Origin of the sequence: Catenulispora sp. EB89, from assembly GCF_041261445.1 — a bacterium.
Classification (GTDB): Bacteria; Actinomycetota; Actinomycetes; order Streptomycetales; family Catenulisporaceae; genus Catenulispora.
Window position 1 is genome coordinate 206,349 of sequence record NZ_JBGCCU010000006.1, and the last position, 15,503, is coordinate 221,851.

Sequence of the window (15,503 nt, forward strand, 5' to 3'; positions counted from 1 at the left end):
GGGTCACTTGGCCACGTCCCTTCCGAGGATCAGCAGAGCTTCGCCGAGCGTCCGGGCGCGGCTCGGGCGCAGGCGGGCGGCGTGCACGTCGTAGGCGCCGCCGCGCAGCGCCGCCAGGGTGGCGCGGCCGCCGGCCAGGTAGCCGGCGACCGCGACCCGGGCCCAGCCGTCGAGCTTGCCGATCAGCGGGGCGCCCGCGTCCAGCAGCTCGGCGGCCCGGTCGGCGTTGCGGGCCACCACGCCGCGCAGCCTGGTCGGGGTGGTCGCGGCGCCCAGGTCGGCGTCGGTGCAGCCGAAGAGCTTGAGGTCGGTGGCCGGCAGGTAGACCCGGCCGTCGGCGAAGTCCTCGGCGACGTCCTGGCAGTGCTCGATGACCTGCAGCGCGGTGCAGATGTGGTCGGACAGCGCGAGCCGTTCGGGGGACGCGGCGTCGAAGACGTGCAGCACCAGGTGCCCGACCGGGTCGGCGGACAGCGCGCAGTACTCGACGAGCTGGTCCCAGGTGGCGTAGCGGTGGATCTCCTGGTCCTGGCGGTTGGCCTGGACCAGCTTGCGCAGCGGCGCCTCCGGGATGCCGTGCTCGCGCGCCACCAGCCCGATGGCGCGCAGCGCCGGCAGCTCCGGGGCGGTGCCGGCGAAGATCCGGTCGATGTCCCGGTCCACCAGGTCGAACAGCCGCCCGCGCTCGGCCGGCGGCGCCTCGTCGCCGATGTCGTCGATCAGGCGGGCGTACCGGTAGACGGCGCCGAGCGCGACCCGGTGCCGGGCCGGGAGGATGCGCAGCGCCACCGGGAAGTTCTCCCGGATGGTCCGCTCGGGCGGCATGGCCGGGTCGCCGGTACCGGGACGCGTGGCACCAGGACGCGTGGCACCCGCCGCCCGCGGACCGGGGCCGCCAGGGGTGTCGAGCCGGCTGGCCTTCAGCATCAGTGGAATCCCTTCGCCTCTCCAGCAACGCAATCAGCACTCGGCCCTCCCGTCCCCTTTTCCTGATCCATTCGAGGGTCCTCAACCGCCCGGTAGGCGGAAAGGTGTTGATTCGGGGGTCGTTCGGGGGTGTTCGGGGATCATTCGGGGGTCCGCGCCGGGGTGTGATCGGCGACCGGGGTGTGATCGGCCCCGGCCCGGGAAAGTCCCCGGCATGCGTTCGGCGGCTGTCGCGACAACGGGCGCGGCGATCGGCGTGGCCGGGCTGGCCCTGGCGCACATCGGCCCCGCCGCGAGCTGGCTGCCGCCGGTCCGCGACCGGCTGATGCCGGGCCTGGCGGCCCGAGGCCGCAGCGACCACGTGGCCCTGACCTTCGACGACGGCCCCGACCCGATCAGCACCCCGCACTTCCTGGACCTGCTGGACGAGCTGGAGGTACGCGCGACGTTCTTCGTCCTCGGCTCGCGCGTGGCACGGCACCCGGATGTCGTCGCCGAGACCGCGGCAAGGGGACACGAGGTGGCGGTCCACGGATGGACGCACGACCCGCAGTGGCTGCCGCGCTTCGGCCGGGACGTGACGGAACTGCGACTGGCCAGGGACGTGGTGGAGCAGGCGAGCGGGACCCGGCCGGTATGGTTCCGGCCCCCGTTCGGCGTGCTGACCACGGGACTTTGGCGCGCAGCCCGCCGCGCGGAGCTGCGACCGGTGCTGTGGGGCGCGTGGGGGAAGGACTGGGAGGAGCAGCGCACGGCCGCCGAGGTGCAGCGCACGGTGCTCGGCACGCTCGGCGGCGGCACGACGGTACTGCTGCACGACACCACGCCGGACGGCCGCGGCGAGGCGTGGCGGACGACGCTGGAGGCGGTACCGGGGATCGTGGAGAGCTGCCGGCGCGCGGGGTGGGATGTGGGTGCTTTGGCGGAGCACTTCTGAGAGCGGCTCCGGCGGGATTAACTCTTTTGGAGTAGCCGCGACGCTGAACGACATGCGGCCCGCGCACGCACAGGCAACAGCGCACCGAGCATCGCTGTCGCGCGGCAGTAACTCTTTCGGAGCAGCGGCGGTGCCCGGGCACATGTGCAGCAGTGCGGCGAGAGCCAGTGCATCGCGAGGCGCGAACTCCGCCGGAACAGCCGCGCCCCGGTGGCTAGCGGCAACACGCGTGTGCGCGGACCACGGCACGGCGAGAGCCGGTGCATCGCGAGGCACAAACTCCCCCGACACAGCGGCACAGCGGCACCGCAGCAGCAAGCGGCAACACACGCGTGCGCGGACAGCAGCGCATCGCGAAGGACTAACTCCTTCGGCGCAGCGGCGGTGCCCGGGCCCTGCAGCAGCGCGGCGAGCGCCATTGCATCGCGAGGCGCTAACTCCCACAGAGCAACCGCCGCGCCCCGCATCAGCTCAGCCCCACGCCGCTCAGCGCCGCGCCGAAAGCCGCCTCCCACGGCCCGCGCTCGGCGCCGATCGAGGGTGGCGGCGTGGGTCTTTCCAATGCGGCCAGTGCCGCGCGTGCCAGGGCGCGGGGGGCTGCGCTCGTGACGTCCGCGTGGCCGAGTTCCAGTTCGTGTTGCAGGTTGTCGCGGCCGTGGCCGGGCACCACGTCCAGCAGGAGGAGGCGGCGGCCGATGGCTCGTGCCTCGCTGCAGGTGTCCCCCGAGCTGGTGACCACGAGGTCCGCCGCCGCCATCAGTGCGGGCACTCGATCGGAGTAGCCGAGTGCGTGCACGCGAGGCTCCCACCGCTCCACGGCCCGCAGTCGTGCCTCCAGCTCGCGGTTGCGTCCGGCGACCGCCAGCACGTGCACCCCCGCCTCGCCCAAAGCGGCCGCCGCGGAGGCGACCGGCCCCAGCCCCCAGGCCCCCGACATCAGCAGCACGCATCGCGCGTCGGCCGGGACCCCGAACTCCTTGCGCGCCTCCTCCTTGGTCGGCGGCGCGTAAAACGCCGGCCGCAGCGGCGCCGGGACCACCGCGATCCTCGCGTCCGGCCGGTAGCGCCGCACGCCGGCTGCCGCAGCCTCCGACGTCACCAGGAACAGGTCGGTGCTGTCGTGCACCCACAGCCGGTGCGGCGTGACGTCCGTGCAGAACACCATGTGCGGCGGGACGTTGCCGCCCTCGCGGTGCACGGCGTCGACCGCGCCGGCGGCGGTGGCGAACACCGACACCACCAGGTCCGCCGGCGACCCTTCCAGCAGCTCTCGCACCCGTGGCGCCAGCCGCGATACCGCCGCCTTCTCGGTGTAGCGGGCCAGGCGGTTGCCCGGGCGCAGTGCCGAGAAGTGGAACGCGTCGTACACCCCGGGTACCGCCAGCAGCCGGCGGAACACCGCCTCGCCTGCCGCGCCGGAGCGGCGGCCGAGCAGCGCCATCGCGTCCACGGTGGCCGTGGTCCAGCCCCGGTCGTGCAGCGAATCCGCGCAGGCTGCCGCCATCACGTCGTGTCCCTGGCCCAGGGACCCGCTCAGAAGCAGCGCGTGCGGCATGGTCGCGAGCCTCCGCCTCAGCCGACGCGATGTTCTTGGCCGGCCCGCAACCATTCGACGTAGCGCCGCACGCCCTCGGTGAACCCGGTCGTCGGCGACCAGCCCAGCAGCCGCTTGGCCTTGGCGTTGGAGATGCGCGTGCCGTCGTAGTCCGCGGCGCGGGCCGGGACCTGCTGCACGGTGATCGGGCCGAGCAGGCCGTCCACGGTGTCGGCGATCTGCCGGACCGAGATCGGCGTGGTGCCCTCCAGTGCGATGGTCTCGTCCTCGGCGGTCGGGGACAGTGCGAGCACGTGCGCGGCGGCCAGGTCCCGGACGTAGACGTAGTTGCGGGTCTGGCGGCCTTCGCCGGCGATGGTGATCGGCTGTCCGGCGAGCGCGGCCTGCACGAACTTCGCCACGACCAGGGCGTCGCGCATGCGCGGGCCGTAGGGGATGCCGTAGCGCAGGATCGTGAAGTGCTGTCCGTACAGCTCGCGGTAGCTCTGCACCGCCATCTCCGCGGCGAGCTTCGTCGCGACGTACAGGTGCCCGCTGCGCCGCAGGTCGAACGGCACGTCCTCGGTGAGCTCGGCGTCGCCGCCCTCGCCGTCGGCGTGCGCCGCCCCGTACACCCACACCGTGCTGGCCAGCACGAACCGGTTCATCCCGGTGCGCCGCGCGGCCTCCAGCGCGTTGCCGGTGCCCTCGACGTTCAGCCGCAGCGCCCGCACCGGATCGGCGGCGACCTCGTTGACGTCCGCGGCGGCGGCCAGGTGGAACACCGCCTCGCCGCCGTCCAGCGCGCCGGTGAGCTGCGCCAGGTCCAGGATGTCGGCCTGGCGGTACTCGGCGGACGGGTTGAGCTTGGTGATCACGTTGTCCACGACCACGACGTCGTGGCCGGCCTCGACCAGCGCGTCCACGACGTGCGAGCCGATGAAACCGCAGCCCCCGGTGACGACCGTGCGCATCAGCGGACTCCTTTCAGCCGAACATCTCGCGGGACACCGTGGTCACCGCGGTGAGGACCTGGTCGACCTCGTCGTCGCGCATGTCGGAGTGCACCGGCAGGCAGACGTGCCGCGCGCAGACGTCCTCGGCGACCGGCAGCGAGCCGTTGGCGTACTTCATCAGCACCGGCTGCTGGTGCAGCGGCAGGTCGTAGACCTCGCCGGAGAGCCGCACGTCGAACCGGTCGGCGACCTCGGCCTTGAACCGGGCGCGGTCGGCGCCGGCCGGCAGCAGCAGGATGTACTTGTAGAAGTTGCTGACGCAGCCGGCCGGTTCGGTGAGCGGCGTGAGCGCGTCGATGCCGGCCAGCGCCTCGGTGTAGCGCGCGGCGACGCCGCGGCGGTGCTTCACGAACTCGCCCAGGTGCTGGACGTGCACCGCGCCAGCCGCCGCGTTCAGCTCCGAGAGCCGCCACGACGCGCCGTCGCGCACGTGGTGGTTGGCGGTGAACGCGCCCTTGCCCTGGTCCCGGTAGATCCGGGCCTCGTCGCGCACCTGGGTGTCGGCGGTGAGGATCATGCCGCCCTCGGCGCTGGTGGTGACCTTGGTCGGATAGAACGAGAAGGCCCCGGCGAGCCCGAAGGTTCCGGCCATCCGGCCGTCCAGGCTGCACCCGTGCGCGTGCGCCGCGTCCTCGACGAGCGCCACGCCGCGCCGGTCGCACAGCGCGCGGATCGCGTCCACCTCCGGCGTGATCAGCCCGCCGATGTGCACCAGCACCACGGCCTTGGTCGAGGGCGTGAGCACCGCCTCGACGGTCTCCGGGGTGAGCGCGAAGGTCGAGGCCTCGACGTCGGCGAACACCGGCCGGCCGCCCGCGTGCACGACGGCGGCGGCCGTGGCGTAGAAGGTGTTCGACGGCAGCACCACGTCGTGGTTGGCGACGCCGACCACCCTCAGCGCGATCTCCAGCGCCGCGGTCCCGGTCGCCACCGCCACCGCGTGCTGCGCGCGGTGCGCCGCCGCGAAGGCGGTCTCGAAGCGCTCGGTCTGGGGACCGAGCGTCAGGGCGCCGGTGGCCAGGCTCTCGGCGACCGCCGCGGCGACCGCGGCGCGGTCGTCGGCGTCGAACACGATGCGAGCCGCGGGTACTGTCACTGCACACCTCCGAAGTACGGATGAAAGCCGCTTTCCCATGAAAGCTCTCGGGAGTGGTGTCAGCGACCCGAGCGGTCAAATGGGGTAAGTGGGGCTGCGGGGCCGTGGGGCTCGGCGCCGGCTCCGCGCCGCGCCGCGCCGAGCCGCGGCGGGGCGGGGCGGGGCGGGGCGGCGTCGACGAAGACGCGGGCAACAGCCGCACCTCTTGCATCAATATCGCCCACTTGATCGATTTTTGGCTGCCTATTGACCACGAGGCACCAAGAATCATGAATTCGCCCCTTGTCATCTCACGCGCGCGGTGCATGAATGAACAACGGTTCCGATCGCTGACTGACCGTCAGATTCCGCGCGCCAGGCGCGGGACTGGAGCCGGTTCCCGCGTGCGTCGGCGGCTCCCCGACGCGCGGCGCGTCCATCGCGCGGCGGCCGGCGGTCCGGCCCGCCAATCCACCGCATCCCGGAAGGGAACACTCATGCAGCTCGCCAAACTCCGCATCGGCACGGCCTCCGTCGCCGGCCTGGCCATCGCCGGTGCGCTCGCCCTGGCACCGGCCGCGAACGCGGTCACCCCGGACAGCGCGACCGTCTCGTTCAACTGCGGCTTCTTCGGCTCGGGCACGGCGACCATCACCGCCGCCCAGAACGGCACGGCCGCCACCTTCGCCCTCACCACCTCGGCCATCACCAGCCCGGTCGACGTCGCCGCCGACTCGGTCAGCTCCACGCTGACCATGACCGCCAACGGCAGCGGGACGGAAACGTTCACCGGAAGCTCGAACCCCGCCATCACCGCGGGCCAGCCGATCTCGACCGGTCCGCTGACCGGCGCGGTCAACGCCGGAGACAGCCTGGAAGGGAAGTCGCTGAACGTCGTCGTCTTCGGGATCTCGGTGACGTGCACGGCCACGTCGGCGCAGAGTCCCGGGCCGTTCCAGTTCTGATCGAGCGCCGGTTCTGATCGGATGTCACGGCTGTGCGCGGGACGTGGAGCTCCGCGTCCCGCGCACAGCGGCCACGCCACATCCATCCGACCTTCCTGCCATAGTTCTGAACCCTTCCCCGCGTCTAGGGAGGTGAAAGGGGGACGGCATGGGAGTCGTTGACCAGCGTGACCGAAACGAAAGCGAGTTCCAGGACTTCGTCCTGGCCCGCCGCAGAGCACTGATGCACACCGCCTATCTGCTCACCGGGGACGCCGGGCGGGCGGAGGACCTGGTGCAGACCGCACTGGCGAAGGCGTACGCGGCGTGGCGGCGGGTGCGGGACGTCGAGGACCCGGACGCTTACGTGGCGCGCATCCTGATCAACGCGCACGCCTCCGAGCGGCGGCGCAAGCGGGTCCGGGAGTGGTTTCCCGGGACCGTGCCGGAGTCCGCGGTGGCCGATCGGGCGGAGGCTGTGGTTGATCGCAGTGCCCTGATGGCCGCGCTGGGCTCGCTGGCGCCCGGGCAGCGCGCCGTCGTCATCCTGCGGTTCTGGGAGGACCGCAGCGAGAGCGACGTCGCGCACCTGCTCGGCTGCTCGGTCGGCACCGTGCGCAGCCAGGCCTCGCGGGGCCTGGCGAAGCTGCGCGCGAGCCCGGAGCTGTCCCGCTTGTTCGATCACTCCGAAGTGACGGAAAGGCTGGGACGATGACCAGGACCACGAACGACCCCGGGGACGCGGCGTTCCCGGACGGCGAGCGGCTGCACGAGGCCTTCGCCGAGGAGATCGACCGGCCGGGGCTGGACGGACCCTCCTACGACGCGGTGCTGCGCAGCGGCACCGCCCGGCTGCGGCGGCGCCGGGTGACGGTCGGCGCGACGTTCGCGGCGGCCAGCGTGACCGCGGTGGCCACCGCGGTCATCGCCACCGGCGGCGGCGCGTCGCAGAACGTGAACGCGAGCGCGAACCCCACGAACACCACTCCGGCGGCGGCCGGGACGACGACCGCCCCGAGCACCTCCGCGCCGAGCACTGCTTCTCCGGCGACCACAAGCAAGGCGGCCCCGACCACCTCGTCCTCGCCGGCCCATCTCCCGGACGCGGTCATCACCTCGGGCACCCTCGAGGGCCACACCTGGGAGCTCGTCCGCGAGTACAAGGTCGACCCGGGCCCGCCGCCCGGCATCACCAGCGTGCCCGGCGACCCGGCGCCGCACCCGAAGCCGCAGTGGTGCACCAGCCTGAACGTCATCGTGGACGGCGTCTGGACCAACGGCGGCGTGGGCGGCGGATCCTGCGTGCCCATCGGGCAGCAGGAGGGGGCGCCGTCGCTGACGAACCCCGGATTCACTTCCATCGTCATCCTGACCCCGCAGCACGTCCGGCTCGGCGCGGTCGTGGCCGGGAATATCAGTCCTCTGACCAAGTCCGTGACGGCGCAGTGCGGCGCGAAGTCGTTCACGGGCAAGCCGCTCCAGCCGTCCGGGGACAACGTCGCCTACTACTCCTTCACGCTCCCGAACGGCTCGGGATGCCAGACCGGGGCCCTGTCGTTCTTCGACTCCTCGGGCTCCCGCGTCGGGTCCATGTCCGGGGTGGCGTTCGAGGGCGGCAAGTAGCACGACAGGTCGCAGTCGCACCTCAAGCACGAACCTCTCCCGGCAGCGCGCTCGCGGTCCGGGAGGGGTTCTCTGCAGCATTCTCTGCACCGTTTTCTGCACCATCCCCCTTGCGCGGCGCCCGGATCGCGGCGAACACCGCGCCGACGAGCAGCACCACGATCGCCGTGACGAACGCCGCGTGCGCCGCGTCGACGAACGAGCTCTGAGCGCTGCTGAGCAAGTGCTGCCCCTTCGGCCCGTACTGCGCGAGCCGGCCGGAAGCCTGCTTCACGAAGGCGATCGACGACTGCGCACCGTCGGCGGCCGGCCGCGGCAGCCCGGTGGTCGCGGCGGCGACGTGCGAACGGTACGTGGCACTCAGGGTGCTGCCGAGCACCGCGATGCCCAGCGCGCTGCCGAGTTCGCGCGACAGGTCGTTCATCGCCGAGCCGACGCCCTGCTTGGCGGTCGGCAGCGAGGAGACGATCGCGGTCGTCGCGGGCGTCCCGGCCAGTCCCATGCCGGCGCCGAACAGCGCCAGGCCGACCGCCAGGTGCCAGTACACGAGGTGCGCGCCCAGCGTCGTCATGACCGCCAGCCCCGACGCGCTCAGCAGCAGCCCCAGCGGCAGCACGCGGTTGGCGCCGAGCCGGGCCGCGACCTTCGGCGCGTTGCGGGCCGTGGGCACCACGAACATCGGCAGCGGGATCAGGCAGATCGCGGCGCGGAACGGAGACAGGTCCGCGACGTACTGCAGGTACTGCAGGAGGATGAAGAACAGGCCGAAGCTGCCGAAGAACTGGATCGTGATCACGCCGGAGCCCGCGCCGAACCCCTTGAGCCGGAACAGCCGCACGTCCAGCAGCGGCTCGTCCCGCCGTAGCTCCCAGCCGACGAACGCGGCCAGCGCCAGCGCCCCGACCACGAACCCGGTGACGGTCAGCGCGTCGCCCCAGCCCCGGTCCGGGCCCTCGACGATGCCGAGCACGATGCCCACGGCCGCCAGCAGCGAGAACAGCCCGCCCAGCGGATCCAGCCGCGGCGCGTCGGCGTCCCGCGAGTTCGGGATGAACAGCAGCGTGCCGATCAGCGCGACGACCGCCAGCACCACATTGAGCGCGAAGAACGAGTTCCAGGCGAAGAACTCCAGCAGCGCGCCGGAGGCCAGCAGGCCCAGAACGGCCCCGCCGCCGGCCACACCGACCCACACCCCGACCGCCCGGCCGCGCTCGGCCGGCGGGAACGAGGTGGTGATGACCGACAGCGTCGTCGGCATCACCGCGGCGGCGCCCAGGCCCATCGCCCCGCGCAGCGCGATCAGCGTGCTCGGCGAGGAGACGAACAGCGCGCACGCAGCCGCGCCGCCGAAGATCGTCAGCCCGGCGACCAGCGTGCCCTTGCGGCCGTAGCGGTCTCCGATGGCGCCGGCCGGGAGCAGGAAGCCGACGAAGACCAGCGTGTACGCGTCGACGATCCAGATGATCTGGGTCTGCGAGGCACCGGTGGCGGCGGACAGGTCGGGCAGCGCGACGTTCAGACCGCTGACCGCGGACACGACCATCATCAGCGCCAGCGCGACGACGGCCAGCACCAGCGTGCGGCCTCTTTTGGTGAGCTCGGGGGTCATGACGTCCTCACAGGGGAAGGCGGAGCCGGGTGGGGCCAGGTGGAGCCGGGACGCACCGGGACAGGTATTCTGTACGTATAGAATTCTGCACCCACAGAATTCTGCACGTCAAGAATTTCGGAGGAACCCATGGTGGAAACGGGTACGGCCGGCGCCAAGCGCGGCCGCCGAACCGACGCCGGCCGGGCGAAGGAGGCCATCCAGCAGGCCGCCCGGCAGCTGTTCGCCGAGCACGGCTTCGACCGCACCTCGGTCCGCCAGGTGGCACTGGCCGCACAGGTCGACCCGATGCTGGTGACGCACTACTTCAAGTCGAAGGCGGGCCTGTTCGCCGCTGTCGTGCAGCCGCCGGTCGACCCGCAGGTGGCGATCGACTTCGTCCTCGCCGAAGGCCCCGACCACGTCGGCGAGCGCCTGGCACGCTTCGTGCTGCGCACGCTGGAGAACCCCGAGAGCCAGAAGTGGATCGTGGCCATGGTCCGCGCCGCGACGGCCGAACCGGAGGTCGCGGCGGTCGTGCGCGAACGCATGGCGGAGCCGCTGGTGATCCCGCTGGCCACCGCCGCCGGCGGCGACGACCCGGAGTACCGCGCGATGCTGGTGATCACGCAGCTGCTCGGCCTGGCGATGGGGCGGTACATCCTGCGGATCGAGCCGTTGGCTTCGCGGCCGGTGGAGGATCTGGCCGCGGATTTGGCGGAGACTTTTCAGCGGTATCTGACGGGGCCGCTCAGCCAGCCGGGCGCGGGCGAGCCGTAGCCCCGTACGGCCGTGCTCCTATGACCCCGCCCCCGACGGCCGCGCACCCGCGCGAAGGCCGTCGAGGATGAGCGCGAGCATCCGCGGCGACCGGTCCTCGGGCCCGGATGCGGCACGCCAGAGCGCCCCGGTGAGCTGGAGGAAGTCGCCGGGGTCCGCGTCCTCGCGGATGCTGCCGTCCCGCTTGCCGGCATCGAGGAACTCCTTGATCGCGGCGATGACGGGTCCGTAGGTCTGCTCGGTGATCGCCTGGTGCCCGGCGGCGCTGAGCGCGTCGCCGAGCCCGTGCTTCCGGCGCATGGCCGCCACCAGGTCCGTCGTCCAGTGCCGGAGCGCTTCGACCGGCGGCATCTGCCCGAGCAGGGCCGGGACCGTACCGGTGATGCGGTCGACCTCCTCCTGGTAGACCGCCAGGATCAGCGCCTCGCGGGTCGGGAAGTTGCGGTACAGCGTGCCCGCGCCGACGCCGGCGCGCTGAGCGATCTGGTTCATCGACGTGTCGCCGTCCGTGGCGATGGACTCGCGGGCGGCGGCGAGGATGCGCGCGCGGTTCTCGCGAGCGTCTGAACGAACCACTGGACCTCACTTCTCGGACCCTCGGGTCGCCCCGGTCAGCCCTCGGGTTGCTAAGTGGAGAGCTCTCCACTACGGTAAATGGAGAGTTCTCCACATAGCCTAGAGGTGCATCATGCAGTACATCAAGCTCGGCACGACCGGCCTGGACGTCTCCCCGATCGCCATCGGCGCGATGAGCTACGGCGAGCCCCACCGCGGGCACCCCGTGTGGTCGAAGGACGAGCAGGAGGCGCGTCCGCTCATCAAGCACGCGCTCGCGGCGGGGATCAACTTCTTCGACACCGCGAACATGTACTCGAACGGTTCCAGCGAGGAGATCCTCGGCCGCGCGCTCAAGGACTTCGCCGACCGCGACGAGGTGGTGATCGCCACGAAGCTGCGCCACCCGATGCGGCCCGGCCCGAACGGCCGCGGCCTGTCGCGCAAGGCGGTCATGACCGAGGTGGACCACTCGCTGCGCCGCCTCGGTACCGACTACATCGACCTGTACCAGATCCATCGCAACGACCACGCGACCCCGTGGGAGGAGACGCTCGAAGCGCTCAGCGACCTGGTGAAGGCGGGCAAAGTGCGCTACCTCGGCGCGTCGTCGATGGCCGCGTGGGAGTTCGCGAAGGCACTGCACCTGCAGAAGCAGCACGGCTGGGCGCGCTTCGTGTCCATGCAGGACCACTACAACCTCCTGGCCCGCGAGGAGGAGCGCGAGATGATCCCGCTGTGCCTGGACGAAGGCGTCGGCACGATCGTCTGGTCGCCGCTGGCCCGCGGCCGCCTCGCCCGCGCCTGGGACGACGGCAGGTCGACCACGCGCTCCGAGACGGACGGCGCCTTCGCGGACCTGCTCTACTCCCCCGAGCAGGAAGCGTCGAACCGTGCGATCACCGACGCGGTCGGCCAGGTCGCGGACGCGCACGGCGTCAGCCGCGCACAGATCGCCCTGGCCTGGCTGCGCCGCCAGCCGGTCGTCACGGCTCCGCTGGTCGGCGCCGGCACCATCCAGCAGATCGACGAGGCCGTGGCCTCCTTGGGCGTGGACCTCACCGATGAGGAGGCACGCGCCCTGCAGGCTCCCTACACGCCGCGGTACGACTGGCAGGGCATCTCGGACGAGGCCGAGATGGAAGCCATCCGCCGGCGCATTCCCGGGATGGCGCTGTCGTGAGGCTGCCGGAAAGGGCCCGGTGCCACCTGGCACCGGGCCCTCCCGCATCAACCGCGCTATCTCAGTGAGTTGTCAACACTCGGTCAGCACCATCAGGTTCACACTGCCTACAGCGCGGGGTAGGCGTTCTCCACCTCCTGTTGGAATTCGGCGGCGAACCACTGCCCGGCCGGCACGTCGCCACTGGCCAGCGAGCCGGTCGAGTAGGTCCCGCCGTTGCCGTCGGTGTTGGTGCCGTTCGGGTCGCAGTGCGGGTCGCCGTGCGGGTGCGTGGCGGTCACGTAGTCGCCGTCCGACTCACCCGGCGGCTTGATCCACACGAAGGCGATGATGTGGTTGGACGAGCCGTACGGCAGGACCGTCGGCCGGGCCCCGATGCCGGCGCCGGCCTGGTTGCACCAGTCGCCGCGGAACGGGCGCTGGTCGACCTTGTTGGCCGCGACGTAGGTGTCGACGGTCGTCGGGGAGGAGTTCAGCGCGGTCGGGCGGTTCGGGCCGCCCCAGCCGTTGCGCGAGGTGTCGATGAGCATCCCGATGTTCGGCGAGAAGCCCTGGCCGACCAGCTGGCTGTACATCGCCTGGTCGTAGTCGTACTCGTCGAAGTACGGGTTGTACTGGTAGAACTTCGCCGAGTCCAGCGGGTTGCCGCCGACCTGCAGGGTGGAGTTCGGCAGGAACGGCTCGGTGGTCGGGGTGTAGTTCGCGGTGTCCGAGATGAAACCGTCGATGCTGCTCAGGCCGGCGGTCGTGGCCCGGGCCACCTTCGCGAACTCCTGCGCCGCCGGGCCCATGTTGGAGGACCAGCCCAGCCACGCCGAGTGCGCGATGTCCACGTAGTTGTAGACGTTGGAGATCGCGTGCAGCTTGTTCAGCGCGTATTCGACCCCTGACTCGTAGAACGGCGTCGCGGTCGCGCACGCGGGCTTGCTCTGGTTGGTGACCGCGTTCGGCAGCGAGTCCGGCTCGATGACCGCCACGATCCGGATGCCGGCGTACTTCGGGTTCGCCAGGATCGTGGAGATCGGGTCGATGTACTGCGACTCGTACTCCGTCAGGCCGGCCGCGGTCGCCGGGATCTCGCCGTTGGACGCGATCGCGGCACAGTCCCGGCCCGGCAGGTCGTAGATGACGACCTCGAAGGTGATCGGGGTCCCCGCCTTCTGCTGGCTCAGCGCCTGGTCCAGGTGCCACTGCAGGCCGTGGTGCACGCTGCCCGGGTCGCCGGCGATCGCGCCGATGTGGTCCATCCACACCGCGGTCGAGTAGCCGGCCATCTTCGCCTCGGAGGCCGCCAGCGTCGGGTTCGACGACTGGTCGGCGGCCACCTGGGCGTTGACCTCGCCGGTGTAGTCAGGGCTCAGATACTGCGAGGCGCCGACGAACGGGTTGGCGACGTGGCCGCCCCCGCCGCCGCCGGTGCTGGGCGTCGTGGACGGCGTCGTGGAGGGGGTGGTCGACGGCGTCGTGGACGGCGTCGTCGAGGGGGTGGTGGACGGCGTGGTCGACGGGGTCGTCGACGGCGTCGTGGTCGGCGGCGTCGTCCCGCCGCAGGTGATCCCGTTGACCGCGAACGACGTCGGCGCCGCGTTGGTCCCGGAGTACGTGAAGTTCCCCGCCGGGGTCACGGACCCGCCGGAGGCCACCGCGCCGTTGTAGGAGGCGTTGGCGACGGTGACGTTGCTCCCCGACTGCGACCAGGTCCCGTTCCAGCCGTTCTGCAGCGTCTGGTTCCCGGCGTAGGAATAGGTGAGCGTCCAGTTCGTCCACGCGGGGCCGTTGTTCGTGATGACCACCTGCGCTCCGAAGCCGCTCCCGGAGTCCCACGTCGTCGAGTACACGGCGGTGCACCCGGGCGTCGTCGCGGCGTTCGAACTCGCCGTCGTGAGCGCGGCGAGCCCGCCCGCGACCCCGAGCGTCACGGTCGCGGCCACGAACGCGCTGGTGAGCCGTCGAGCCTTGCGGTCATTGCGATCATTGCCATGTTCCATGAACTTCTCCTCTCTGTGTGTTGTGTCAGGCCCCGAAGAGCTGTCCGTGGACGCAGGGCGAGATGGCCGTCCCGCGACGCGGGACGGAGGTTCGTGGGGCGCCGCTCAGCCGGAGTCGCGTGTCACCAGCTCGGTGCGGAACACCGTCGCCGGAGGCATGTCGACCTCCCCGATGAGCCGCCTGGTGAGGTGCCGCGCCATCGCCTCGCCCATGTCCTCCACGGGCTGCCGGACGGTGGTCAGGCGGGGATCGGTGTGCAGGGCCAGCGGGGCGTCGTCGAAGCCGACGACCGCGACGTCGTCCGGGATCCGCCGGCCGGCCCGCCGCAGGGCGCGCAGGGCGCCCAGGGCCATCAGGTCGGAGGCGGCGAACACCGCGTCGAGGTCGGGGTGGTGCTCCAGCAGCCGCTGCATCGCGTGCTCGCCGGAGGTCGGGGTGAAGTCGCCGTAGACGATGTTGCCGACGGCGCCGGCCTCGGAGATCGCGTCCCGGTAGCCGGCGCGGCGGTCGGCGCCCACCGCCATGTCGGGCGGCCCGGCGATGGAGACCACCTTGTGGCGCCCGGAGTTCAGCAGGTGCCGGACGGCCTCGTGCGCGCCCGAGCGGTTGTCGGCGTCGACGTAGGGCATCTCCCCCGGCGTCATCGGCCGGCCGGCGGCGATCGTCGGCACGCGCATCGCCCGCAGCATCGGGACCAGCGGGTCCCGGTCGTGGGCGCTGATCAGCAGGACGCCGTCGGCGAGCCCCTTGGACAGGTAGCGCTCGACCGAGCCGTGGTCGGCCGGTCCGCGCACCACCAGCAGCACCAGCTGGATGTCCCCGGAGCGCAGCGCCTGGCCGGCGCCGAGCAGGATCCGGGAGAAGAACGTGTCCGCGAACAGGCGTACGCCGTCCTCGCAGACCACCGCGGCGATCGAGCTGACCTTGAAGCGGCGCGAGGCACGGGCCCGCTGCCGGACGTAGGACAGCCGCGACACGGCGTTGTGCACCTCGGTGCGGGCGGTGCCGCTGACGCCCGCGGTGCCGTTGAGCACACGCGAGGCGGTGGCCGGGGACACGCCGGCCATCGCGGCCACGTCGGCCAGGGTGGGGCGCGGACCCGGGGTGGCGGAACGGGTCATCTCTAAGTTCTCCGACTCGTGGGGGGGCGGGTGAACACCGGATGTCGGACAGCTCACGTCTGGTTCATGAGAGCGCTCTCATGCAAAGTCGTCTCAGTGCCCGGAGTTGTCAAGGGCACGGCTGTCGGATCCGCGCGGGGCCCGGTACGACGAGGGTCGATAACGATTTCGTCGTGAAAGTTTCATCGCGGACCCCGCGCCTTCCTGGGGTTTCGAAAACCCGTCCTTGCG

Annotated in this window: 14 protein-coding genes; 6 read left to right on the top strand and 8 right to left on the bottom strand. The window is 71.7% G+C overall.

Features of this window, described 5'->3' with window-relative positions:
* Positions 1–3: 3 nt before the first annotated feature.
* Positions 4–927, bottom strand: coding sequence for a squalene synthase HpnC (gene hpnC, locus ABH920_RS15375; protein WP_370349643.1), 924 nt, complete (start codon positions 925–927; stop codon positions 4–6).
* 214 nt (positions 928–1,141) lie between these two features.
* Here hpnC and ABH920_RS15380 point away from each other — a divergent pair, with 214 nt between their 5' ends.
* Complete coding sequence (locus tag ABH920_RS15380) at positions 1,142–1,864, top strand: polysaccharide deacetylase family protein (RefSeq protein ID WP_370349644.1); 723 nt, start codon at positions 1,142–1,144, stop codon at positions 1,862–1,864.
* A 466-nt stretch (positions 1,865–2,330) separates the two neighbouring features.
* Here ABH920_RS15380 and ABH920_RS15385 read toward each other — a convergent pair whose 3' ends face one another.
* Genes ABH920_RS15385 through ABH920_RS15395 form a run of 3 tightly spaced genes read right to left on the bottom strand, consistent with a single transcriptional unit; the run spans position 2,331 to position 5,510 of the window.
* Positions 2,331–3,419 (bottom strand): glycosyl hydrolase, encoded by a 1,089-nt coding sequence (locus ABH920_RS15385; protein WP_370349645.1) that lies wholly within the window; start codon positions 3,417–3,419, stop codon positions 2,331–2,333.
* A gap of 17 nt (positions 3,420–3,436) precedes the next feature.
* A complete protein-coding gene (locus ABH920_RS15390) occupies positions 3,437–4,372 on the bottom strand; it encodes an NAD-dependent epimerase/dehydratase family protein (protein WP_370349646.1) in 936 nt (311 codons plus the stop codon).
* Between the two features lie 13 nt (positions 4,373–4,385).
* Positions 4,386–5,510 carry a DegT/DnrJ/EryC1/StrS family aminotransferase gene (locus ABH920_RS15395; protein ID WP_370349647.1) on the bottom strand — a complete coding sequence of 375 codons (1,125 nt, stop codon included), beginning with the start codon at positions 5,508–5,510 and terminating at the stop codon, positions 4,386–4,388.
* Between the two features lie 476 nt (positions 5,511–5,986).
* Here ABH920_RS15395 and ABH920_RS15400 point away from each other — a divergent pair, with 476 nt between their 5' ends.
* From ABH920_RS15400 to ABH920_RS15410, 3 genes are all read left to right on the top strand, one after another.
* Entirely contained in the window at positions 5,987–6,454 is a 468-nt protein-coding gene (locus ABH920_RS15400; protein WP_370349648.1) for a hypothetical protein, read from the top strand.
* Between the two features lie 148 nt (positions 6,455–6,602).
* Positions 6,603–7,148 carry a SigE family RNA polymerase sigma factor gene (locus tag ABH920_RS15405; protein WP_370349649.1) on the top strand — a complete coding sequence of 182 codons (546 nt, stop codon included), beginning with the start codon at positions 6,603–6,605 and terminating at the stop codon, positions 7,146–7,148.
* Positions 7,145–8,056, top strand: a complete 912-nt coding sequence (locus ABH920_RS15410; protein ID WP_370349650.1) for a hypothetical protein — start codon at positions 7,145–7,147, stop codon at positions 8,054–8,056. The genes ABH920_RS15405 and ABH920_RS15410 overlap by 4 nt, the downstream gene beginning before the upstream one ends.
* Positions 8,057–8,078: 22 nt before the next feature.
* Here the strand turns inward: ABH920_RS15410 and ABH920_RS15415 are convergent, their stop codons facing one another.
* Positions 8,079–9,665, bottom strand: a complete 1,587-nt coding sequence (locus ABH920_RS15415; protein WP_370349651.1) for an MFS transporter — start codon at positions 9,663–9,665, stop codon at positions 8,079–8,081.
* Positions 9,666–9,794: 129 nt separating this feature from the next.
* Here ABH920_RS15415 and ABH920_RS15420 point away from each other — a divergent pair, with 129 nt between their 5' ends.
* Positions 9,795–10,424: a TetR family transcriptional regulator gene (locus ABH920_RS15420; RefSeq protein ID WP_370349652.1), complete on the top strand. Its 630-nt coding sequence runs from the start codon at positions 9,795–9,797 to the stop codon at positions 10,422–10,424.
* Between the two features lie 18 nt (positions 10,425–10,442).
* Here ABH920_RS15420 and ABH920_RS15425 read toward each other — a convergent pair whose 3' ends face one another.
* A complete protein-coding gene (locus ABH920_RS15425; RefSeq protein WP_370349653.1) occupies positions 10,443–11,000 on the bottom strand; it encodes a TetR/AcrR family transcriptional regulator in 558 nt (185 codons plus the stop codon).
* Positions 11,001–11,112: 112 nt separating this feature from the next.
* Between ABH920_RS15425 and ABH920_RS15430 the strand changes: the two genes are divergently transcribed.
* Positions 11,113–12,162: an aldo/keto reductase gene (locus tag ABH920_RS15430; protein ID WP_370349654.1), complete on the top strand. Its 1,050-nt coding sequence runs from the start codon at positions 11,113–11,115 to the stop codon at positions 12,160–12,162.
* A gap of 107 nt (positions 12,163–12,269) precedes the next feature.
* On the opposite strand, the gene ABH920_RS15435 is transcribed toward ABH920_RS15430, so the two are convergent.
* Positions 12,270–14,150, bottom strand: a complete 1,881-nt coding sequence (locus ABH920_RS15435) for a glycoside hydrolase family 6 protein (protein WP_370349655.1) — start codon at positions 14,148–14,150, stop codon at positions 12,270–12,272.
* 105 nt (positions 14,151–14,255) lie between these two features.
* Positions 14,256–15,272 carry a LacI family DNA-binding transcriptional regulator gene (locus tag ABH920_RS15440; RefSeq protein ID WP_370349656.1) on the bottom strand — a complete coding sequence of 339 codons (1,017 nt, stop codon included), beginning with the start codon at positions 15,270–15,272 and terminating at the stop codon, positions 14,256–14,258.
* Positions 15,273–15,503 lie beyond the last annotated feature (231 nt).

Bases quoted from the DNA above. Each gene is read 5' to 3' on its own strand.
- hpnC (WP_370349643.1), bottom strand. From the start codon at position 927: ATGCTGAAGGCCAGCCGGCTCGACACCCCTGGCGGCCCCGGTCCGCGG.
- ABH920_RS15380 (WP_370349644.1), top strand. From the start codon at position 1,142: ATGCGTTCGGCGGCTGTCGCGACAACGGGCGCGGCGATCGGCGTGGCC.
- ABH920_RS15385 (WP_370349645.1), bottom strand. From the start codon at position 3,419: ATGCCGCACGCGCTGCTTCTGAGCGGGTCCCTGGGCCAGGGACACGAC.
- ABH920_RS15390 (WP_370349646.1), bottom strand. From the start codon at position 4,372: ATGCGCACGGTCGTCACCGGGGGCTGCGGTTTCATCGGCTCGCACGTC.
- ABH920_RS15400 (WP_370349648.1), top strand. From the start codon at position 5,987: ATGCAGCTCGCCAAACTCCGCATCGGCACGGCCTCCGTCGCCGGCCTG.
- ABH920_RS15405 (WP_370349649.1), top strand. From the start codon at position 6,603: ATGGGAGTCGTTGACCAGCGTGACCGAAACGAAAGCGAGTTCCAGGAC.
- ABH920_RS15410 (WP_370349650.1), top strand. From the start codon at position 7,145: ATGACCAGGACCACGAACGACCCCGGGGACGCGGCGTTCCCGGACGGC.
- ABH920_RS15415 (WP_370349651.1), bottom strand. From the start codon at position 9,665: ATGACCCCCGAGCTCACCAAAAGAGGCCGCACGCTGGTGCTGGCCGTC.
- ABH920_RS15420 (WP_370349652.1), top strand. From the start codon at position 9,795: ATGGTGGAAACGGGTACGGCCGGCGCCAAGCGCGGCCGCCGAACCGAC.
- ABH920_RS15430 (WP_370349654.1), top strand. From the start codon at position 11,113: ATGCAGTACATCAAGCTCGGCACGACCGGCCTGGACGTCTCCCCGATC.
- ABH920_RS15435 (WP_370349655.1), bottom strand. From the start codon at position 14,150: ATGGAACATGGCAATGATCGCAATGACCGCAAGGCTCGACGGCTCACC.
- ABH920_RS15440 (WP_370349656.1), bottom strand. From the start codon at position 15,272: ATGACCCGTTCCGCCACCCCGGGTCCGCGCCCCACCCTGGCCGACGTG.